We start from the raw sequence: 21,031 nt of genomic DNA, 5'->3' as shown, positions 1-21,031 counted from the left end.
CATTGATTGTGATTTATTCGGAATAACCAAGCATGTGACCCCGTAAGCAATCTTTACAGGTTGCAGATAATAAAAAAGACCGCCTAGGCGATCTTTAAGAAATTTATAACAGATTAAGGTTGAACTTCCTTATCTATTCAGCATCTTTTTCTTTAGTTAAACAATAACGCAAATTTTGTCTAATCGCTTCAATTGACCAGATCCAAAAAGCGGTTCCGACAAACTCAGAAACTAATGCTTGATAACCTGCTGTCCAAAGCCAGCTAGATAACCCTAATAATGGTACAACTAAACCATGAGCAAAAACAGAAACACCAATACCAAAACAAATACCGTGTAATAATTTAACCTTTGGTAAGTATTCAGCAATAACACAATATATCACAGCGATAACTATTGAGAATAATATATGAACACCATTACCGCCCCAATTAATACTATACCCCATCCAATGATACGTCATAGTATCTATATTTAATCCTAGCTTTTCTAATAAGACGACCGGAGGTGGTGTCGTTTCAAGTGTTCTCGGTGGAATTAGGTCTTCAAAACCAGATTTTACTAAAGCTGAAAAGATACCTGCTATAATACCAACGTATATTGCTATACCAATATGCCTAGAACTTTTTTTCGTTAATTTAAACAAATCAATCATTATATATACTCGCTCTATAAATTGAATATTATGAGTATAGTAGAGATAAGAATACCTGTTTATTATTTTAATTATTAGTTAAATACTGCAGATTTATTCTTATAGGATAACAATAAATTTCATCTTAAATATAAACAAACAATCAATGAAAACAAAAAACTTCCAACAAATTTTTTAATTAATAATTAAAAATATATATTAAAAAATAAAACCCCGCAAAAAGCGAAGCTCCTTGGTTGGATAAATACTGGATTATTCAAGAAGAGCGTTTAAAGGAAGGTGATATAAAACCGAATACATATAAACAAAAAAGGAAGCCGGTAGATTTAATGAGGCAAGCCTTATCCATGAAACCATTACCCGCTGTTGATGCCAGAGATATTGCTGAAATTCTGGATGAATATAAATCTAATGGTCAGCACAGAATGGCACAGGTCGTTAGATCCGTTTTTAGTGATATTTTTAAAGAAGCACAACATGCGGGTGAAGTTCCACCAGGTTATAACCCCGCATTGGCAACCAAAAGGCCAAAAACTCGGATAAAACGTCAAAGATTGACTTTAGATGAGTGGCATCAGATTTATGATTTAGCGGACAAGCAACATCGTTATATGGGTAATGCGATGCTCCTTGCTCTCGTAACAGGTCAGCGCATTAGCGATATCTCACGAATGCGTTTTCAAGATATTTGGGATGACCATTTACATGTTGTTCAAGGAAAAACGGGGGCTAAAGTGGCCATTCCCCTTTCTTTACGCAATCAAGCCATCAATGTTTCACTTAAAGAAATCGTTGACCGCTGTCGTGATCGCGTGGTAAGCCACTATTTAATTCACTATTTTCGGACTACATCACAAGGGCAACGAGGAGGCCCTGTCACCGCAAATACGATGACAACGAATTTCACCAAAGCAAGAAATAAAACCAATATTGATTGGGGTGAAGGAATGCCAGCTTCCTTTCATGAGCAACGTTCATTATCAGAACGTTTATATCGAAAACAGGGTATCGATACGCAAGCGTTATTAGGACATGCCACTCGAGCACAGACAGACCGTTATAATGATGTTCGTGGAAAAGAATGGATAACCATCGCGTGTTAATCTTATTTCTGACCTTATTTTAATTCATCAGATAATCTGCAAATGATAATTTTCGCCACGTTTATCATGCGGTTTGCAGATTATTTTCTTTCTTTTCCATTTCGCCATAAACAAAACCTTATCGCCTCTTTTAACGTGTTGATTTTAACACTTACGTTTTATTCATTGTTTGTTTGGTTTTGCTACATTAGGCTACTTTTAATACAAAAATACGCATCAACACGTTACACGCACTCATAAAAAATCCTGTAACAAAAACGGGAACCCTTAAGTTCCCGTAATCAATTCACAACACTAATTATATTACATGTGTTTGATAATCGCGTCACCAAACTCGCTACATTTCAGCAGTTTAGCACCTTCTAACTGACGTTCGAAATCATAAGTTACAGTCTTAGCGGCAATTGCGCCTTCCATACCTTTAATGATTAAATCAGCGGCTTCTGTCCAGCCCATGTGGCGTAGCATTATATAAAACCGCTATTATTAACTATTTGTTTATTAAGGTATATTCACTCTTAATAGACTTAAAAGACAGTGATTATGCATTTTTATAACTAGTTGATTACCATAATACTTTTATTGGTTTTGATAACCATAGATTAAATATATAAGCTCGTATAAGAGATAAAGAATATATTTGCTATTAGATATATCAAACGAGACATAAATCCACTGAGGTATTTAAATTAAACACGCATAAAATCCTGAAAAGTTATTAATATATTGTGTGATTATTTTAAAAACATGATGGAAATGAGAAATATTTCAGCCACAATATAAATCTTTAATAAAAAGACAGATAAGACTTTTATTTTATTCATTTCTATGATGAAAAAAAAATAACTGAAAGTATACTAATACTATCAGCGAAATACCGACTATCATATTGAGACTGTAAAATGCAGAAAAAAAATAGAAAAAATTCAAGGGATGCCTTCTTGCGTGGATGGCTACGATTTATTTTTAGCGTAAAAAGAAAGAATAAAAAAAAATCGAGAACATGTGAAAATAAGAAACTACGTTTTGCAAATGAATCTATTCCTATTCAGAATCAGGTCGTATCATTCATTGAGGATATATCTACCATTAAAGAATATGATTCCTCTATTTTGCGTCAAAATGCAGAAAAAATAGTAATTCCTAAATATTTTGACCTATATGATAATCCAGAAAATTCTTTGCTTTTCATTAGTGCAGCAACAAAATTAGTTGCAAGAGGTGAAAAGAAATCCTATTTATTTAATTATAGAAGAAATAAAACGCACTGTTTAGGACTTGAATGCTTGCTTGGAGTAGCATTAACAGCTGCTCGCCATAACAACATTAACTATAGAGACTCTATGATCTTAATTAATGGTGTTTACCCTAAAGATGAACAGTATCTTGAAATTATTAGAGATATTGGTCTTGTTAAAGAGATAAATAATACGAACCCCGGAAAAGTCTTAGATGCAACTGAATCATCAAAAAAAATCAACCCCAAGCAAAGAATTTTTTCAGCTGATAGTATTGGGAAAGAAAATGCTTCTGCGTTTGCGCTGGATACAAAGAATATTACAGCAGAAAAATTCACTAAATATATTAATAGATGCTTAAATGATCATAGCTTAAAGCTTACTCTTGATGCCGAAAAACACTTAACCTCATGTATGGGGGAACTACTCGATAATGCCGAAAGACACTGTGCTTTAAAACAACGTCCTCGATGGTATCTGAGAGGGTTTGTAAACAATAATCTTCGCAGCCCTATCTGTGAAATAGCTGTTTTTAATTTTGGAAAAACTATTGATGAAACATTCGATGAGCTACCAGAAGAGCATTATTCGTTAAATAAACAAGTAAATCCATATGTAAACAAACATTTAAACAAAAAAGGAATGTTTAGAGAAGGATTAGTTACTATTGCTGCACTACAGGGACGAGTAAGTTGTCAAAATGAAAAAGAAACAGATAGTTCGGGAACTGGAACTATAGAATTACTTAAACTATTCCAAGATATGCACGATAGTCTAAAAAAAATGAAAAAAGATATCAAAGGTTGTATAAGAATGACCTTAGTATCGGGTAATACTCACATTAACTTCGATGGCTCATACAAATTAAAGCAAAAATTAGCAAATAATGATGAGAGTGATATATTTACTTATCCATTTAACAACATAGGACTTGAATCTGAACCTGATCGCACCTATCTTAAGCGTATGAAGAACGCTCGATTCCCTGGTGTAATGATCAATATTCGCTTCCCTCTACCAGAAAATGCGACTCAGAGAACTTGAGGAATAGGTATATGAAAATGTCAGATATCATTATAGACTTCAATAAGTTGGTTAAAAATAGCAATAAAAAACTCTTTGCAGGCCGTTCGAATGGACGCGAAGCATTTAATTTTTTTGGTGTCAACAACTTTAAATCACCACAGTATGACAAATTTTATCTATCAATCCCTAAGGGAATTGTGATTTCAAGTTCATATTTTTTAGGAATGCTTGAAACTATTTTACCGAATTATTCTTCTCCTAGTGAATTTTATAGTAAAATATTTCTAGATGGGAATGAATATAAAGAAGGTATGCTTTCAGAATTAGATCGTGCTGTAAGGAGAGGTTTGCATAAAAATGAACCTTTCTTTTAAAATGAGTTCTCCATTAAGAATGGCAGTGCTATCTGTCATTCTTTTTTTTTCAAACGCATGTTCCGTTATAGCAGATTCTCAAAATGAATCTATCCATTATCCGAACAATACTCCATTTAATAATGAGTTCCCGTTATTAGATACAACAATCGAAAGGATATCACATCCAATTGTGATAACGCTAAATTCAAATGAAAGTTCGACAAAAGCTGAACTTGAAAAAATACGCTTTGATAAATCATTTTTATTAGAAAATGAAAGTTCATCGAAAAATGATAATTCTTATCATTTCCCCTCAACAACCCAAAAGATATTTAATGTAATAAAAGTGCCAGAAAATGGCCCTGAATGGTTTTCAATCATCATTTCTATTGTGGCATTAGCTTCTTCTTTTGGTATTCCGTACATTCAACATAAAAATGAACGTAAAGAAGCAATTAATGAAGGATACTGGGTAAGAGAAGTTATTATGCCAAAAATAAATGGATTAGCATTTGATGTCGTTAAAACATTTAAAGAGTCAATATCAATGCCTTCTGATATGTTTGAGGACGCTTTAAGTAACTCTCTGTTACCTAAACTAGGAGAGTTACGAGATTCATTATATTTATTTAATAGCTTTAAATTACTGAATGATAGTATTGAAACGCTTGAAGAAATCTGTGATGATTTAGAAGAGAGGGTATTTAATCACACTGAAGAATCTCGGGAAAAAAGAATTTCTGATATATCTACATTTCATTCAACATTAATTAATAAGTTAATCGAAATACATAGTAAAATTGGTTAGAATATTTATAATATTGATACTTTTATTTGTGTTATCCAAAACCTTGGCTGACGTTTAATTTTAAAGACCAAGCTTATTTTAACACTTCGTCAGTGTTTTACCAACATGAACTGAGTGGGGGGCAATGAAAATTATAAAATGCCTCTCATTCAGCTAAATTTTCATGTAAATCAACATCATCTTTTTCATCAATTAATTGATGAAATTCGTGCTATATCCGTTCTAACCGTTTTAATCCTAAAGGAAAATTTACTAATAACATAATCGATAAAATCAATAGCATGAACCTGATTATGTCTCTCATAAGTTTTATGAGACCTAACCTGTGTAGCATCGTCAATCACCGTATATTGAATTCGCTTAATCCTCAGCCCATCAGGTTTATTAAAACACATAAACCTAAACATAACGCCTTGGTATTTATTTCTTAAAGTTAGAAAATCAAAATAACTGTTGGGTATAATGCAGAAAAAATAGAGCATCATGAATTACTTAAAAATACAAATGATGCAGAACTAAAAAATAATTGAGCTCTATTTTTTATTAGAATAGTAAGCGATTTTAGTTAATTTAGTAGATTACTAATCTTCTTCCGCTTTCTGCGCCTCTTCCATCTCACGCATTCTCACGTTATAGATTGAGCCTTCTGGCATCTGTACACGCACGGAAATAAAACGGCCGGCTGGGATATCAATCGGGTCGCCATCGTTGAAGCCGTCAATATCATTACGGGCGAACTTAGGTGCATTAGGATGAGTGCGATGATAGGTTTTGACGAGAATAGAACCGTCTTTGTTAATTTCAGAGTCTACCCAAATAAGTGGCTGTTTATTGACATCGAGTGGAATTTCAATACCGCCATCGACACCGCCCCAGCCTGCATCGGCATTAAAGCCCAGTACCCCTTTAATGAGATATGCACCCTGAGCTACTCGAGTAACCGTAGAGCCTTCTGATTCGTCGTTAGTTGTAAATGCGCCATCTGTATTGATGTTGATAACAGGAGATGCACGTTTATAAAATCCATTGCTATCAACAGTCCACATATTAGACGTCATTACCTTAACATTTGAAACACTAGAATCTGAGACCCTTTGTATTACCATAAAGTCATTGCCATAATTAGGCATTAATATATTTTGATAGTTTCCCGAATTATAATTAAGACGAATGAAATCTCCATACACAGTTGTATTAGCAGGAATATCTTGTGGAGTAACGTATCCATAAAAGCCAGATGGTAAATCCCCTAATAATTTTGCTGGTCTTCCCACCCCAGATAAATGATTACCACCTAATCCATAATCCCCAACAAGCATGACTGTGCCAGCTTTCTTGGGTATATCTACAACAGCAACGTTGTTACCACCAGAGTTTCTATAAACAAGTTGAGCGAGTGTTGATGAAGAAGAGCTACCTTCCAAAGTGACATACTCACCACTGGCTTTATAAAGCCTTATCCCCGGCCAGTCATTCGTCGCATAATTAACTATGTAACTTCCTTGTTTTAAAACAACCTCCCCTGTATAAGTAGGAAATGTATAATCAAATCCAGAGCCATTCTTAAAACCATATAGAGCTGATGTGCCATTTGTATGCACTCGAATACCAAAATAATCATTTCCTCTTACTGCATCAGCGAATTGAGCCTTGATGCCACCAGAAAATAATTGAACTGTATTTGTTGATTTATCAGCTCGATTAGCAATATCCCCTTGCATCTTCTTAATGCTATCGAGTGTGATAACTTCACCATTTGGCATTTCAATTTTTGTTTGCCCTGTTTCACTCATCCATGTATTCATCGCATCGAGAAAATATTGCGTGTACGCATTTATGGCGACCATGGTTCTAGCTGCATCACTATTATTATCTGGCTCAGTAATATGAATTGAAAATATGGTGTTAGTTGTGGTGGCTAATGCAGGCTGTGCTAATACTAATTCAGTGTTGGAATTAACAGATTTAATCATATACGGAATATTAGTATTTCCTGATTTAATTAAAATAGTCATTCCGACATTAATGGCTGGATTATTATTTTTAAATTTAGTGCCAGTTCCGCGGACAATAGCAGACCCTGACACAGTAGAAACTGTGCCTGTTGTGTATATCATGATTTATTTCCTTATTGCTTGCAGGCTAATAGTGTTATTTTGAAATATCTATCTTCGCTGTCATATCTAAATACGCCTGGTGTATTCGCTTTTAACGTTGTTGATGGAGAATTCCAATAAGTAAATTCTTCATAACTTCCACCATTTTTAATTTCAAAGAACTTATCATCATTTAGCCATAATCGACACCACTTACTATTATGTGTCGTCGCTATGGTGACAACTTGAATAATGCGGTCAAAAGATTGTGCCGGTATCGTAATTGTTTCTCCATTACCAAGAGAATAAAACTTAACTATGTCACCTTCGATATTCTCCACTTTTAAAGTGCCCTTAATTTCACAATCCTTGTCAATAATCACATTATTCATTGTGCCTTTAGTGGCTTTAATTTCTCCTCTAAATTTTGCATTCTCAAATTCAGCATATCCATTTTTATTAATTATCCAGCCTGATTTTCCAGCCACATAATTATTTGATTGAATAACATTCCCTATTTTTGCATTTGTAATCGAGCCGTCTTCGATAAATAAATCTCGAACAAAAAATTGCCCGTTCTTGGCATACATGAATAATTCCATCTTGCCATTTGCAGGGTTATACCAAGCGAAGTTATTCGCATTGTAACCAAAGAATGATTCAAGCTTGCCATTCTTAACTTGAGCACTAATCACTTGCCCTGCTGCGTTATATTTAACTTTGTCATGAACAATCGTGATATTAATTGAGTGCGTGACAACACCGTCACCGGTCTGACTAAATTCAGCCTGCATTTTCTGCTTAATCAAACCTTCTTGTTCGCCAAATTTAACCTGAATTTGTTCCTCTGATTTAGCGAGCGCTTTATCTGTTTTAGATATCGCCTCTTTGTTTGTTACCACGTCCGCAGCAACACGAACAAGCTCCTTATCTGTATTGCCTAACTTCTGATTGGTGTCGGCTAAATTTTGGTTAGTTGTTTTTAACTCTGTGCGGATCTCCGTAGTTGTTTGACCGAACGCCTTATTTAACTCAGTAATTGAAGTTTGGGTCTCTTTAATTGCAGATTTGTTGTCACCAACCGCGGAGTAAATTTCTTTAACTTCCTGTGCCCATGCTTCGTTATCCGTTGCACGTACTTGCCATAGCTCTTTGATTCCAGCTTGTGATTGACCGTGTTTCACTAACAAACTACGTGATAGTTGAGAATCAGCGTTACTAAGAAGAAGCGCTGTTTCAGCATTCCAATTCAAGCGTTCACCGAGTTGCTGGCCAGCTTCTGATGACATGAAGTGTCCATCAAGCTCTGGTAATATCGTACCTACATCAAACTCAGATTCTCCCCGAATAAACTCAGTCCACTCGGATTGATTACCTGTTTTATCCACCAGCCTTGCTCTAAAATAAAATGCTACGCCTGCGGATAAACCTGCCATTTCATAGGTTTTAGATGGATAAGGAACATCAGATAACAGCATCAGACCTTCACCATCATTGGTTTTGCTGTGCTGGATTTCAGTTTTTAACGTATCACTGGTGTTTTCACCAAACCCCCAGTCTAGCTTAATGCCAAATACTAAGGGCGACGCTCTAAAGTTAACCGGTTTGGGTGGGTTACCCATTTTTCCGGTTAACGTTTTTTCGTCAGAATATCCCCATCCGCTTGAGATCTCAGAAGCATTAATAGCTCGAACACGGACTAAATATCGACCGGCATAAACATTAGGAACCTCAATAGAGTTAATGGAGCTTCGAGGCATATTGACCCAATTGCCTTCGTTTCTACGCCATTGCGCCTCATAAGAGATTGCGTTTTCAACTTGTGGCCACTGTGCTCGCATTGTTTCAAAGCTAACGCCTTGACTGACGATTGAGTAAGAATCAATGACAATGTTTTTCGGAGCTTGCTGATTATTAGGAGGAATAACGCTAATGGGCCTTTCATCAATCAACGCACCAGAATCAACATGTTCATATTTATTGGGATCATGCTGAATGGCGGTAATAGTAAATTGATTCGATTCATTTTCAGTGACACTAACAACGCGATATTGTTGTGCATACAGTTCTTCTGATTCAACAACCCACACACATTCTGTCTCTGGTGTCTCACTGTATTCCGTTGTAACCGTGATCACCTTCCCTGATACTGTTTGTATCGTTCTTGCTTGCGATTGCCCTGAAGGAAGATTGAGAATTAATCGATCACCACTCACAGCACTTGAAACACGGTCTAACGTGATATTTCTGCCATCGATGGCACTTACTCGACCACCAGTGACTTTTCCTGACAATAGTTCATCAGCAACAGCAATAATATAACCAGGTTGCGGAATGTTCCCATCTAACCCGACAGAGAATGTCACCATTCTGTCTTTATTGTTTGTCAGTATTCCCCAGCGCCCTTTTCTATTGGCTTCACTTTGTCGGGTGCAACCAATTGCGGTAACTTCTAATTGATTAAACCCAAACCGAGAAACTAAATCAGGTTCAAACACTGGCTCCATTGCATCAGCATATCCATTTTGCGGATCTGAATACGAAACCAATGCCGTGGAATACTTTTCTTTACTGCTACTGCTTGAATAAATAAATTTGCCATCAATCACATTAGCTCTGGTATAGCTATAATCAATATCACGAGGCATATCCGCTAATGTCACAATCTGACCGCCACCCCAATAGGTCATTCCTCGAAAGATGGCTGCAAAGTCACGTAACACGTTATATGCTTCATTTCTATCTTGCACATAAACATCACAGACATAACGCGGTTCTGTGCCATCACCACCTTTCCCATCGGGTACCAATTGATCGCAATACTGCGCTATACGGTATAACTCCCATTTATCAATCTGTTGTTGATTTATTTGTTGTCCAAGACCAAATCTATCAGAGATAACAATATCGTAGAAAACCCATGCGGGGTTATTGGTCCATGCCCATTTAAAGGAACCATCCCATACACCCGTATAGGTGCGATCAATAGGATTGTAATTTGAGGGTATTCGGATTATGCGCCCTTTCGGTTTGCACGTTATTTGCGGAATAGAGCCGTTGAATTGTTTAGAGTCGAACTCAATATAAAGTAACGCTGTATGAGGATAGGTAAATTTAGCATCAATGACTTCAGTGTAGCTTTGCAAAACAACCGTATCACCGATTTTACTGCTATTAGCATCATTAGAGACTTTTCTAACACGTAGTGACCATGATGTTGTCGATTCAGGTAAATCAATTCTGTGCGCTCTCTCATAACCTGATGTCGTTTTTCCTTTCACAGCACTGTCAATAACGGTTTTCCAGCTACCACCGTCGGTTTGTAAATCAATAGCGTATTTAACTTCATTACCCACCAAATCCCCATTATCTTCTTGCTTGAATAATGAGGGCCACTTTAGACGAACTCGAATAGCCGATAATTGTGAATTGGTAAATGTGTGAACCCATGGTGTTTTACTCGAAATCGTAGAGCCAACATTGATCTCATTTTCAGCGCTAGGTAATCCTTGAATATAAGTCTGTGCTTGTGTGCCTGGTCTAAAATCCCACGTCACACCACTAAAATTTGCATTTCCTTCAGTGTCTTCTAACGGTGTGCCATCAAGGAAGATATTTTGTGCCGTTAACTCTCCGGCAAATTCTCCCTCACCCAAGGCAATGAGTAACTTTGCTTTAGCAATAGATTGCAAATCATCAGGTTGCTCAACAGGCACACGAGGACTACCACCGCCCCCTTTTTGACCGTGAATTGTTTTTCTCATTAGATTATTCCAAATAGATTTATTGCTGATCTTCTACATAAATACCTGCAGAAATGATGGCGCCACCAATAGTTCTTTCGCCATAAAGCACTGGCACAGGGTAACCTTGAGAAACGGTATTAGTAGGAGAGCCAAATGCATACGAAGGTTTGTTTTCACCCTGATCTTGCATTGCAAGGCCTTTTGGCTGAGGTGAAAGCATTTGGATAACACCGCCGATAGCTACTGATGCGCCAACAGCAAATAAAAGGTTACTGGCCCATAATGCGGAACCCCAAGGTAGCCATATAGCGGCAGCAACAAGGACGGCACCAAAAATAGTCTGAAAAACACCACCTCTTTTGCTCCCCATCACAATGGGAACGATACGAATAATTTCTTCTGATATTGGGAAATTAAGATCATCAACACCGATATTCTTTTTCCCTTTAAATACGGCGTATGTTAATCCTCGTGATTTACTGGTATTTAAATACTGTTCAAATCCATTTAAGGTACAACAAAGTGCTCTGATTGCTTCTGATGTTGTCGTAATTATGCGCTGATGAGTTTTACCAAATGTTTTTCCTAATATTCCGCTTAACTCTATTGTTACCATCTTTTCTTCTTGCATAAAAACTCCACAAAAAAACCCGCACTTGGCGGGTAGGCATAAGAAATATAAGGTTATATCTTCCTTACTTTCTTCCTATTAAATCTTCGTTTAAATAGTTTCCTTTGAAATATCCTTTAGATGTACAGGTGTCAAATAATACCTGTTCATAAAATTTACCATCACCTATTTGCATAGCTGGATCTACGCCCATTTTTTGCCCTACGTCCGTAAGTGCAATTAATTTATTGTAAGCATTTTTAGTTACAAAACTTTTAAAAACAACCCAACCAGAATATGCTCCATAAGAATTTTTTGCGTTAACTAACCCGCAATATATATATTCAGGCTCATTATTAATAGAGATGACTCTTTCGCTTAATTTGAATTTCGCGCTTTCCCCATCTTTTAACCCATTGGATACCCATGCTTTGATTGTTATTTCTTCTTCTTGAGTTAATGGACGATAGTCAATTTTTTTATCATCAGATTGTTTTTGTGCATACACAAAACTAGGTAGTGCCAATAATGTCATAATTAAAAATGATAATAGATTTTTCACGATAAACCCTCTTCATGTAGACTTTTATTAATTCTTAAAATAATAACCGTTCTATCTCGCCAATAACCACCATAAGGAACTCGTTGGCTTAATCGCCCATAAAGGTGATGCAACAACATACCATCATCCAGAATAATACCGGCATGATTTGCAACATTGGATTGAACCTGCATAACAACCATATCGCCTGCTTGTGGTTCACCTTCTACTTTCACAAACCCCGCTTCTTGCCAATTATCCATATAGCGATCTTCACCTTGCTCCCACCATGGATAATCAACACGATAATCAGGTAATACAATATTATGTGTTTGCTTAAAATAACTCATTATTAGCCCCCAACAATCCGTAAAACCAAGCACAAATGGACGGCCAATAAGAGGAAGTTCGCCTCTAGGAAGAATTTCACGAAAATCCCCTTCGGGGTAACTGACAATATACCAAGGGATACCCAGTGCATCACATTGAGCCTGATCTAACTCAGAAGGTTGAGTTGTGGCATCTGGATGACTATGAACAATACCAATAACGACGCCTTGGTCTTCACATAATGCATAGTCTTGAGGAGAAATAACGAAGTGTTCTTGAGGTGTTGTAGCTACATTTACACAAGGTAAATACGTCTTTACTCTGGATTTTTGTACGATAACGCCACATGCTTCTTTGGGATATTCCTTTTTTGCATGAGAAAATATCGCCTCTCGTATTTTCTTTTGCATCATTATTATTTCCGTAACAACGAGGTTCCGACAAAACCACCAAAAGGAAGAGGATTATTTTTACCGAATCGAGGCACACACCCCGTTTTCAATAAACCACTGCACTTATCTAGTGATGGATCGTCAACAGGATTACCCTGTTTATCAAAATAACCATTTTGCCCTGCATAATCACACCCATCTCCCGATTTATATTGCCCTCGTAAACACCACGTACACATTGAATGTAGTTGCCGAGTAGGTATCATTACACCTTGTAAATCCATTGGACTTGCCAGTATAAACTCAACAAATTCATTTGTTTCTGCACTTTTACTATCAATATAAAAGACAGATACTCGCTCTTGGGTGGGATCTGCATAAGCATTCCCATCACTAAAATTCTCCGCATCGAGATAATGAGAAAGGGTATCGTGAATAATCACTTTTGCTTTCAACATATCATCATAATGCAGACATAATGCGGTTATTGAGCTATCTAAATTAGCCACTGATAGTTTAGGATTAGCACTAGATCCCGTTGTAGAGGACTCTAACCCTTCTATTTTAACTGGCCATGCCCCATATTCATTCCCTTGCCACCAAATGGACTTAGCCTCTATTTCTCCTTTAGCTTTTTGCATTTCCTCTTCCGTGATAGGAATATTGTATGCATGGAATCTCAGAATATTAGGAACACCAAATTCTGTACCATCAACTTCAAAAAGCCGGACAGTATTGCCCGGCTCTAATTTTTGATAATCGGCTGTGATCATGATTTAAATGCCTGAATAAAAACCAAAGAAAGGGTGTAATTTCCTGCACCGTTCGGAATGAGTTTGTGTTCATCACAACGATACAATCCAAGTGGCTCAAGAGGCGGTTTCCAGAAAAATGACTTTATTCCTGCATGTTTATCAATAAAGTGACGGATAACTGAAATGTAGTCTTCATCCCCCACAAACTCCATTGACCATTTCTGACTGCGTGAATTTAAACCATTACCAGAAACTTGTTCATAACCATCCCCAAACTTGACTTTCCTTGTGTTGTAAGAGACATCTTCAGTCGGGTTTATACGTGGACACCAAGTGAATGTTTCCATTTTTAACGGCCTCCTCGAGTTGCATTCCAAATTAAACCACCCGGCCTAATATCTTTAGACATTAACTCTCGGTAACGGCTATCAACAAATCGGCCAATCTCCGCACCAAACTGCTCGAATCCATTCGTTGATTGAGTTTCTGAATTACCGTTACCATCAATGGTAATGTAAACCTGAGGTGCTGAAGGAGCGCCCTGATTATTACCACCAACAACTCTAACCCCTAAGTTGCCATCTGCAGTTCGAGTTAATGGCATTATAGCCTCACTCCCTGCCTCACCCATGAGTCCGAGATTAGGCGCGCCCCCCTTAGCAAAGGCAAAATAAGTGGGTGAGCTAACGATCTGATTACTATAAGAACCTAGACTTTCTGAACTATGTACCCCACCTTTAGCATGAGCAACACCACCTAAAAATCCACCAACAGCGCCCATCCAACCACCAGCACCGGCCATTGTATTCAGGCTATTCACTATTGCCGCATTAATGAGTACATTCTGAATAGAATTCAACACGCTAACAGACCAATCTTTCCAACTGGCTTTATTGCCATTTAATTTATCGCTGATTGTGTCAACCATTCCTCCCATCGCATTTTGCACGACAGAGGCTGTTTGAGCAGCGTAGTTACCGCTTTCTTGAACCCAATCTTTCATTCCTCGCGTTATACCTGCGGTCCAGTCAGATTCAGCGAGCGCTATATTTCGATACTTAAGATCTAATGCATCTAATGCTTTAGATCTGGCTTCAATATCTTCTGTTTTCTTCGCAGATTCATTGTAGATACGGTCTATTTGCTGGCTTTCTTCAAAGTAGCTTTTTTCTCTTGAACTCATGCTATTGGTTTGAGTCGCTAACGTAGCTTCATCGTTAAATTTGACTGTGGCTTCTTGCAGTTTTTTACGAGCCTCTTCCATATCACGATGCTTTTTCACGGCATCATCAGCTTTTTGCGTCCATTCTGCGAGAGCGACAGATGAACGTTCAATCGCTTCTCTTTGCTTATCAGTCCATTTAGCCCCATTTTCATGTGATGCTGCATAAAGAGAAGCGGCTTTTTCGCCTTGTGAAGCCCTAACCTTCTGAACCTCTGTTGCCACACTTAAATCTGCTATCTTCCGCTCATATTGTTCTGCGGTTCTTTCAGCTTCTTTTTGCGCTTTTTCATAGGCGCTTTGTGTTGCCTTTCCTGTTTTAAGAGATTCATTTAGCTTTTCTCGATTTTGAAAAGCTGTCACTAGGTTATTAATATATTTCTGGCGATTTTCGGCATGTTCTGGCGTGTTGGTTAACCCCACATCATCGGCAGAAAATTCGGCCTGTTTAATAACTCTAGCTTCACCCGTTAATGAAGAGAGAATTTTATCTCGCTCAGAGTTATTTATTAGCGTCTGCTGTTTATCATCTAATGGTGCATTAGGAATACGCATAGGAAAATTGACTAGTGCCTGCCGAGTAGCGAGCATGTTGTTACCAATATTCATGATCTGATTGAATTTAGTTTGTTCAGCATTCATGAACAACAAGGCTTGATGGGCTTTATTTTGCTCTGAAGCCTGTTGTCGAATTAAAAATACTCGTTGTTCTTCAATGTTTTTTAATGCTGACTGAATTCCTGTCGATTTCTCTTGCATTTGAATGAGGCGTTCTTTTTCTGCTGCAAGATCTTTTTCAGCTTCAGCTAATTGATTAACAACATCAGCTTCACTAGTTAAATGATTTATCATGAAATCACCCATCTTAGGACCAGGTGATGCAAGTATCTGCTGGTAACCTCTAATTTGTTTCTCTAGATCATCAACTTTACCTTTTTGCTCTGTAACCAGCCTATTTTGTTCAGTGAGTGAATCGTTCGTTTTATCGTAATTGTCAGATACATCAGGAAGAGACATCTTTCTTAAATTCTCTTGTACCTGATTAATAGTTTCAGCATATTCACGAGCAGAACGCCTCGCTTCCTCTTGATTCTGATACATAATGTACCAAGCAGAAGCACCTGCCATCACGAGTCCGGGTATCCCACCTATTAGCCCCATGGCACCACTCATTAATCGAGATCCTGTCGAGGTGATTCGATTAAGATTCTCTTGAGCAGTGCGCCTTGCTGATATATTTCGATTTAATGTTGCCTGCGCGGAAGCTAATCGACGTTCAGCTAATGCTTGTTGCTCGGCACTTTGTGCTGAAGCTCTAGCTTGCTGTGCTCGATAGACTGCTACCCTTGCTCGAGCCGTTGATATTTTAATACCTTGTAACTGAGCTTGAGCTAAGGCGATTTCATTTTTTGTTGCACGCGCAACCCCAATGGTTGCATTCGCCACACTCGTTGTCAGCCCGCCAAAATAACGCGCCAGACCTAGACCAATTAACACACCAGAAACAGAGGCTATACCATCAATATTGTTCGCGATCCCTTCCATTGCGGTTGATAGTGTGCGAGTAGCACCTGATGTTTCATTAACATTGCCAATCCATGCTATGAACGCATTTTCAATCTTCTGTGCAGACCCACTTACCGTGGCTGGTAATTGATCAAACTCAGCTCGTAACTGTTGCGTATTCGTCAGGATAGGAACAATTTTATCCATCGTGAGTAGTCCGCTTTGCGACATTTCACGCAGACCACCAATCGTTGTTCCCATACCATCAGCCAGCATTTTTGCTAATCGACCACCATTCTCCATGACAGCATTAAACTCTTCACCACGAAGAACACCCGAACCTAATGCTTGGCTTAGCTGTGTAATAACAGAGCTGGTTTCTTCAGCGCTGGCGCCAGAGAGTTTTAATGAAGTTGCAATGGTTTCGGTGACTTTCGCAACATCACTTGAAGCATACCCCGCATCACGCATGGATTGTGCAACACGGCTGTATAGATTCGTATTCGCTGCAATCGATGTGCCCGTTCTTTGGCTCAGCGTCATTAACTCTTGCTGTGCTTGCTTAAAATCTTCCATCGACGTAGACGCTAATTTTAATCGACCGCTGAGTTGACTCCATGTGTCTGCATAATTGATAAGTTGCTGTGTTGCAAAAGCCCCTGCAAATGCACCCGCAACGCCTGATACGGTATTTTTAATGGACGATAATTCACCATTTAGATCATGGATAGCGCGTTGCATTTCACGAGATGCGCCACTGGCGCGTCGTCCGCCTTGCTCAATGATCCGATAATAGTTTTCTCCCATACGCGAAGCCCGCGCTATTTCAGATTGAAACGAGGAAGAATTAGCAGAAATTTTAATAATCAGTTCACGCAGTTTTGCCATTTTATCCTCGCAAAAATAATTAATTTTCTGAAATAGACTGAAAGAAATTCTCTAACCCATTAGAACTATCATCACTTTCTTGGGTTGCTTTGGGATCCCACCGTAAAAGCACATCAGAAAGCGTGCATTTACCGCCTTGAGAGTGATAAATAGAAGAAACGATATGTGCTGTTTGAATATCACTACGAATATCACCGATGGGATTAATGCGATCAAAAGCCATCCACATCCGAAGTTCACTCAAGCTCATTTGGCGAGTGAGTTCATCAAGAGTGCGCCCCATGCGGAGCGCCAATGTCATTAAAAAGAAAGTATCAGGCTGGGCTACTTTTTTTCTGCATCATCAACCGAAATAGTTAAATCGAGCGCTTGTTTTAATAAACGAGAATGTACTGGACCATAAATAGCCATCACATCGTTGATGTCTGATTCATCAAAAACGACCTCCCCGTTTTCATCACGCAACACATCAATAAACATCACAACATCGGCACGTAAATTACGTTGTGCAATTTCAATGTCAGATAACGAATGTTCATCCTCTGCATTATCATGATGAATAATTTCACGCCATTTCATCCACGCAGGTGATGACGGCTCACGAAGCATGACGACCGCATTTTCCCATTCAGCAACATTCACTTTCTTTGTGCGAAAGGCATTCTTTTCACTTAAAGCCAGTGACTTTAATGACGGTTTTTTCATGGTTATTCGCTACCTTTATTTAAATTAACAGTCCCGTTTTTAATCGGCTTAGATTTACCTTTTAAACGTAGGGTAAATGAAGCGGAAACCACACCCGAAGTAGAAACACTCCAACTGTTTTGACGCACTTCGGCTAAAAAGGCATAGCCAATACCCGAAGGGAACTCCACTTTAAAGGCATGAACTTCATCATTTTCATACGCGGTACGTAATGTTTCTTGGCCTTCATCATCGGTGAAATTACCATTAATGGTGAGCTCTGCAGGTGCAGATAATCCATTGGTAACTTCTTGCTCCTCAGAACAGAGCGTGGTGACATCAATATCTGATTTCTGCCCACCGGTATAACTGATCTCTTTTGTTGAACAAGAAATCCCTAAAAATACCGCATCAGCTGGGTTAACTTCTGTTGCGGGTAATTTCGAGACACTGATTTTAGTGCCTTGTGTTTTTTCATATTTACTAGACATGATCATTTCCTATTGGCATAAAAAAACCACCCGAAGGTGGCTTTAGTGTGAATAATAAGGCGATGCTATTGCCAAACTTGGCATTCAAATGTTGCTCTAAACAATCCTGTATCTGGCTCGTAGCCTTGTTTTTCTGAAATTTCAACAGGGCTTAATTTTGTTAATGAATTAGCAAATAACAAGCGAAGCGTTCTCGCCTCATCAATCGTATCGGCATAAACATCAACCTGAATATTCGTCATCGTTTCGGCTTGCCCCTTCAGTACATCGCCTTTGACATCGTACAAAGAGAAGACACACCAAGGCGCTGTTATTGCAGGGTTTGATTGTGGAGCAACATACGGAAAAACTTTATCAGGTAATACAACAGGTGATAAAATTGCGTAGATATCCGCCTCTGTCATTTTCCTAGCGCCTCATCAATCGCTCTATTTAATTCGCTAATGGCTAAATTGGCTGCCTTATCCGATTCACGATCAAAAGTGGGACGTATAAAAGGCCTCGGCGCCATTTTAGAAGTGCCCTCTTCAAGAAAGCGCCAATAAAAGGCATTGTTAGGATGATCACTTTTCATCGAGGTATCACTGTTTGTGCCTGATGCGTTACTTCCTCGAACATAAACGCCCGAAGAAACCTCGCCTTTATTGCGCATTCTGTGATTACGGGTCACTATATTTCGTGCTAATTTTCCCGTATTTCGTGGTGCGGACGTTCTGATTTCATCACGTAATAACGTTGCGGCCGCATTGGTTGCTTTTCGCATCGCTTGATGACTTTCAGCTCGGCTTAAAACATCTAACTCTCTTGATAAGTCGAGTAGATCGGAGAAATCCAAAGTCATGATTGTTTAACTCCTTGTTTGCATAGCAATTCTAATCGAGTCAATTTCTCATCAGGGATGACTGACTGAATGTCATAAATTTGCTCACGCCAAACCATTCTGCAGGTACTGTTAATGTCGGGTCGATAACGCATCCACACTCTAACAGTAACCTCTGACATTTCAGCATTAGCGGATATCAGCTCACGACCAGAAAGATGTTTTACTTCGCACCACGTTGTCGCAATATCAATCCATTTATTGTGAGGTTGGCCTGATGGTAATCGCTCTGATACATATCTTTGAAAAGTAATACGATGTCGAAGCTTACCTATTTTCATAACACACCTTATAAATTGATATAACGGTAAGGATCGAGTAGTGCATAGAATGCGGAAGGTATCGATGCGCTTTCTCTGTATTCATAGAAATAGCTCACTGCAATCATTAATGCCAATTCAATATCAGAAGTAATAATTAGACCGTCAGGATCATTTGCAGGTACATCTTTTTCGTATAATGTACGATTGATATAGGTTTCCGCGCGTTTTTTCGATGCCCCAAGATATTGTATTAATAACTCATCTTCTAACGTGTAATCATCATCAATGCGGCATTGTCGCTTCAATTTTTCTAGTGTGGGTAGTGGCATAAATCCCCCAATACCTGCGACCATCCAGATCGCAGGCACAAAAAAACCGCAATTAAGCGGTACTTGATTGACTCGGTGTTATTTAAAACTATTTTGTCGCGCTTTTACCCACCAGCGCTTTAATTGCAGAAGTATCTTCAAGAACACAGTCAAAACGATGGAAGGCTAAGAACGCAGTTTGGTCATAATCAGCATAACGTTCAACCAAACGTTTTAACGTCATGTAGGTCACACGGCGTAAAATGAAGCGGTCAAAGTCACCACAGAAGATAAATTTTTTACCGGCTTCCATTTTGTCGATGGCCTGATCCACAACATACTGCATACCTAAAATTTGAGCAGGTGCAACACCTGAAATAGACGGAAGCCATAAAGGACGCTTTTGCGCATCTTCCATTAATTTTAGATTTTTCAACGTATCATCATTAAAGGCAAGACGGAATTTAGGGCTATTGCGGTAAGCAGGATCAATAGCATGTTCTAATTCGGCAATATCTTTCCAGCTTAATGACGCACCTGATGCCTCAACCGTACCTGTCACCGCAGTTTCCAAACCTGAAGGTTGTTGAGGTGTTCCTGTGCCAGTACCTTTAATTAAGTATTTTGCTTCCCCACGACCAATGCGTTGAGCAATACGTGAAGCCAGATACGCTTGAATATCCACACCACTATCTTGCAGTAGCTCATTGGATACACGGATGATTTTCGATGTTAATTTTTTGGCTCCTAAAATGGCGGTGCCAAACTCAACATCTTGCTCACCTGCTGCGGTATTTTCGCCCAGTAATTCACCTTCTTCATTAGTACCATCAGATGTTGACCACGTAATATCTTGACCTGTGGCAGTTGATAAAATTTGAGCCACACTTGCGATACCACCATAGGCTTTCATTTGATCAACAATCTTATTTAACATCTGAGTAGGAACAGTGTAACCCCCTTTTTCATCAGGTGAGGTGCCTTGAGCGCGGATTTCTTTTACCGCTTGACGCTCTTCAGCAGTCAGTTCACCAAAACCACAGCGCAGGAAGCGATCAAACGCTTGGTTGCGACGCTCTGCTTGCTCTGTTTCAGGGTTATTCGGTTGTTGACCACGCTGTTCTTTCTCTTTG

At 38.5% G+C, this 21,031-nt stretch carries 20 protein-coding genes and 3 pseudogenes; 4 read left to right on the top strand and 19 right to left on the bottom strand.

What is annotated here, in order from left to right; translation table 11 throughout:
* Positions 1–133: 133 nt before the first annotated feature.
* Complete coding sequence (locus DK858_RS09610) at positions 134–655, bottom strand: YagU family protein (protein WP_072062621.1); 522 nt, start codon at positions 653–655, stop codon at positions 134–136.
* Positions 656–888: 233 nt separating this feature from the next.
* Here DK858_RS09610 and DK858_RS09605 point away from each other — a divergent pair.
* Positions 889–1,758: pseudogene (locus DK858_RS09605) on the top strand (tyrosine-type recombinase/integrase); the annotation flags it as partial.
* Positions 1,759–2,061: 303 nt separating this feature from the next.
* Here the strand turns inward: DK858_RS09605 and DK858_RS09600 are convergent.
* Positions 2,062–2,229, bottom strand: a pseudogene (locus DK858_RS09600) (isocitrate/isopropylmalate family dehydrogenase); the annotation flags it as partial.
* 431 nt (positions 2,230–2,660) lie between these two features.
* Between DK858_RS09600 and DK858_RS09595 the strand changes: the two are divergent.
* From DK858_RS09595 to DK858_RS09585, 3 genes are read left to right on the top strand one after another with little or no spacing between them, the layout of a single operon-like run.
* A complete protein-coding gene (locus DK858_RS09595) occupies positions 2,661–4,040 on the top strand; it encodes a hypothetical protein (RefSeq protein WP_109397207.1) in 1,380 nt (459 codons plus the stop codon).
* 11 nt (positions 4,041–4,051) lie between these two features.
* The gene (locus DK858_RS09590) at positions 4,052–4,396 is read left to right on the top strand and encodes a hypothetical protein (protein WP_109397206.1); all 345 of its coding nucleotides are present in this window, start codon (positions 4,052–4,054) and stop codon (positions 4,394–4,396) included.
* Complete coding sequence (locus DK858_RS09585) at positions 4,380–5,186, top strand: hypothetical protein (RefSeq protein ID WP_109397205.1); 807 nt, start codon at positions 4,380–4,382, stop codon at positions 5,184–5,186. The genes DK858_RS09590 and DK858_RS09585 overlap by 17 nt, the downstream gene beginning before the upstream one ends.
* A gap of 5 nt (positions 5,187–5,191) precedes the next feature.
* Here DK858_RS09585 and DK858_RS18565 read toward each other — a convergent pair.
* The 17 genes and pseudogenes from DK858_RS18565 to DK858_RS09500 all read right to left on the bottom strand — a co-directional run.
* Positions 5,192–5,587, bottom strand: a pseudogene (locus DK858_RS18565) (IS481 family transposase); the annotation flags it as partial.
* A 180-nt stretch (positions 5,588–5,767) separates the two neighbouring features.
* Positions 5,768–7,303 (bottom strand): phage tail fiber protein, encoded by a 1,536-nt coding sequence (locus DK858_RS18150; RefSeq protein WP_194294835.1) that lies wholly within the window; start codon positions 7,301–7,303, stop codon positions 5,768–5,770.
* Between the two features lie 11 nt (positions 7,304–7,314).
* Positions 7,315–11,046 carry a TipJ family phage tail tip protein gene (gene gpJ, locus DK858_RS09570; protein ID WP_109397203.1) on the bottom strand — a complete coding sequence of 1,244 codons (3,732 nt, stop codon included), beginning with the start codon at positions 11,044–11,046 and terminating at the stop codon, positions 7,315–7,317.
* A 19-nt stretch (positions 11,047–11,065) separates the two neighbouring features.
* Positions 11,066–11,659: a tail assembly protein gene (locus DK858_RS09565; protein ID WP_023582499.1), complete on the bottom strand. Its 594-nt coding sequence runs from the start codon at positions 11,657–11,659 to the stop codon at positions 11,066–11,068.
* Between the two features lie 64 nt (positions 11,660–11,723).
* The gene (locus DK858_RS09560) at positions 11,724–12,200 is read right to left on the bottom strand and encodes a hypothetical protein (RefSeq protein ID WP_069366997.1); all 477 of its coding nucleotides are present in this window, start codon (positions 12,198–12,200) and stop codon (positions 11,724–11,726) included.
* Entirely contained in the window at positions 12,197–12,919 is a 723-nt protein-coding gene (locus DK858_RS09555) for a C40 family peptidase (RefSeq protein ID WP_109397691.1), read from the bottom strand. The genes DK858_RS09560 and DK858_RS09555 overlap by 4 nt, the downstream gene beginning before the upstream one ends.
* Positions 12,920–12,924: 5 nt before the next feature.
* The gene (locus DK858_RS09550) at positions 12,925–13,674 is read right to left on the bottom strand and encodes a phage minor tail protein L (protein ID WP_109397202.1); all 750 of its coding nucleotides are present in this window, start codon (positions 13,672–13,674) and stop codon (positions 12,925–12,927) included.
* The gene (locus DK858_RS09545) at positions 13,671–14,003 is read right to left on the bottom strand and encodes a phage tail protein (protein WP_109397201.1); all 333 of its coding nucleotides are present in this window, start codon (positions 14,001–14,003) and stop codon (positions 13,671–13,673) included. The genes DK858_RS09550 and DK858_RS09545 overlap by 4 nt, the downstream gene beginning before the upstream one ends.
* A gap of 2 nt (positions 14,004–14,005) precedes the next feature.
* Positions 14,006–17,272 (bottom strand): phage tail tape measure protein, encoded by a 3,267-nt coding sequence (locus DK858_RS09540; RefSeq protein WP_109397200.1) that lies wholly within the window; start codon positions 17,270–17,272, stop codon positions 14,006–14,008.
* A gap of 19 nt (positions 17,273–17,291) precedes the next feature.
* Positions 17,292–17,555 (bottom strand): phage tail assembly protein T, encoded by a 264-nt coding sequence (locus DK858_RS09535; RefSeq protein ID WP_227335946.1) that lies wholly within the window; start codon positions 17,553–17,555, stop codon positions 17,292–17,294.
* A 41-nt stretch (positions 17,556–17,596) separates the two neighbouring features.
* Positions 17,597–17,977: a phage tail assembly chaperone gene (locus DK858_RS09530; protein ID WP_023582506.1), complete on the bottom strand. Its 381-nt coding sequence runs from the start codon at positions 17,975–17,977 to the stop codon at positions 17,597–17,599.
* 2 nt (positions 17,978–17,979) lie between these two features.
* A complete protein-coding gene (locus tag DK858_RS09525) occupies positions 17,980–18,447 on the bottom strand; it encodes a phage tail tube protein (RefSeq protein WP_036913331.1) in 468 nt (155 codons plus the stop codon).
* Positions 18,448–18,512: 65 nt separating this feature from the next.
* Positions 18,513–18,851, bottom strand: a complete 339-nt coding sequence (locus DK858_RS09520) for a hypothetical protein (RefSeq protein WP_109397199.1) — start codon at positions 18,849–18,851, stop codon at positions 18,513–18,515.
* Complete coding sequence (locus DK858_RS09515) at positions 18,848–19,288, bottom strand: HK97-gp10 family putative phage morphogenesis protein (protein WP_109397198.1); 441 nt, start codon at positions 19,286–19,288, stop codon at positions 18,848–18,850. The genes DK858_RS09520 and DK858_RS09515 overlap by 4 nt, the downstream gene beginning before the upstream one ends.
* Positions 19,285–19,608 carry a phage head closure protein gene (locus DK858_RS09510; protein ID WP_109397197.1) on the bottom strand — a complete coding sequence of 108 codons (324 nt, stop codon included), beginning with the start codon at positions 19,606–19,608 and terminating at the stop codon, positions 19,285–19,287. Before DK858_RS09510 ends, DK858_RS09515 begins: the two co-directional genes overlap by 4 nt.
* Positions 19,609–19,616: 8 nt before the next feature.
* Positions 19,617–19,919: a head-tail connector protein gene (locus DK858_RS09505; RefSeq protein ID WP_109397690.1), complete on the bottom strand. Its 303-nt coding sequence runs from the start codon at positions 19,917–19,919 to the stop codon at positions 19,617–19,619.
* 88 nt (positions 19,920–20,007) lie between these two features.
* Positions 20,008–21,031, bottom strand: a 1,024-nt coding sequence (locus DK858_RS09500; protein ID WP_109397196.1) for a phage major capsid protein, incomplete at its 5' end; no start/stop codon positions are given.

This window comes from Proteus faecis, assembly GCF_003144395.1.
GTDB classification, from domain to species: Bacteria; Pseudomonadota; Gammaproteobacteria; order Enterobacterales; family Enterobacteriaceae; genus Proteus; species Proteus faecis.
The sequence above is the reverse complement of the archived record's forward strand: the minus strand, read 5'-3'. Positions and strand labels throughout refer to the sequence as shown.

Bases quoted from the DNA above. Each gene is read 5' to 3' on its own strand.
- DK858_RS09565 (WP_023582499.1), bottom strand. From the start codon at position 11,659: ATGCAAGAAGAAAAGATGGTAACAATAGAGTTAAGCGGAATATTAGGA.
- DK858_RS09590 (WP_109397206.1), top strand. From the start codon at position 4,052: ATGAAAATGTCAGATATCATTATAGACTTCAATAAGTTGGTTAAAAAT.
- DK858_RS18150 (WP_194294835.1), bottom strand. From the start codon at position 7,303: ATGATATACACAACAGGCACAGTTTCTACTGTGTCAGGGTCTGCTATT.
- DK858_RS09520 (WP_109397199.1), bottom strand. From the start codon at position 18,851: ATGACAGAGGCGGATATCTACGCAATTTTATCACCTGTTGTATTACCT.
- DK858_RS09550 (WP_109397202.1), bottom strand. From the start codon at position 13,674: ATGATCACAGCCGATTATCAAAAATTAGAGCCGGGCAATACTGTCCGG.
- DK858_RS09610 (WP_072062621.1), bottom strand. From the start codon at position 655: ATGATTGATTTGTTTAAATTAACGAAAAAAAGTTCTAGGCATATTGGT.
- DK858_RS09530 (WP_023582506.1), bottom strand. From the start codon at position 17,977: ATGAAAAAACCGTCATTAAAGTCACTGGCTTTAAGTGAAAAGAATGCC.
- gpJ (WP_109397203.1), bottom strand. From the start codon at position 11,046: ATGAGAAAAACAATTCACGGTCAAAAAGGGGGCGGTGGTAGTCCTCGT.
- DK858_RS09540 (WP_109397200.1), bottom strand. From the start codon at position 17,272: ATGGCAAAACTGCGTGAACTGATTATTAAAATTTCTGCTAATTCTTCC.
- DK858_RS09535 (WP_227335946.1), bottom strand. From the start codon at position 17,555: ATGGGGCGCACTCTTGATGAACTCACTCGCCAAATGAGCTTGAGTGAA.
- DK858_RS09515 (WP_109397198.1), bottom strand. From the start codon at position 19,288: ATGACTTTGGATTTCTCCGATCTACTCGACTTATCAAGAGAGTTAGAT.
- DK858_RS09595 (WP_109397207.1), top strand. From the start codon at position 2,661: ATGCAGAAAAAAAATAGAAAAAATTCAAGGGATGCCTTCTTGCGTGGA.
- DK858_RS09525 (WP_036913331.1), bottom strand. From the start codon at position 18,447: ATGTCTAGTAAATATGAAAAAACACAAGGCACTAAAATCAGTGTCTCG.
- DK858_RS09555 (WP_109397691.1), bottom strand. From the start codon at position 12,919: ATGCAAAAGAAAATACGAGAGGCGATATTTTCTCATGCAAAAAAGGAA.
- DK858_RS09585 (WP_109397205.1), top strand. From the start codon at position 4,380: ATGAACCTTTCTTTTAAAATGAGTTCTCCATTAAGAATGGCAGTGCTA.
- DK858_RS09510 (WP_109397197.1), bottom strand. From the start codon at position 19,608: ATGAAAATAGGTAAGCTTCGACATCGTATTACTTTTCAAAGATATGTA.
- DK858_RS09505 (WP_109397690.1), bottom strand. From the start codon at position 19,919: ATGCCACTACCCACACTAGAAAAATTGAAGCGACAATGCCGCATTGAT.
- DK858_RS09545 (WP_109397201.1), bottom strand. From the start codon at position 14,003: ATGGAAACATTCACTTGGTGTCCACGTATAAACCCGACTGAAGATGTC.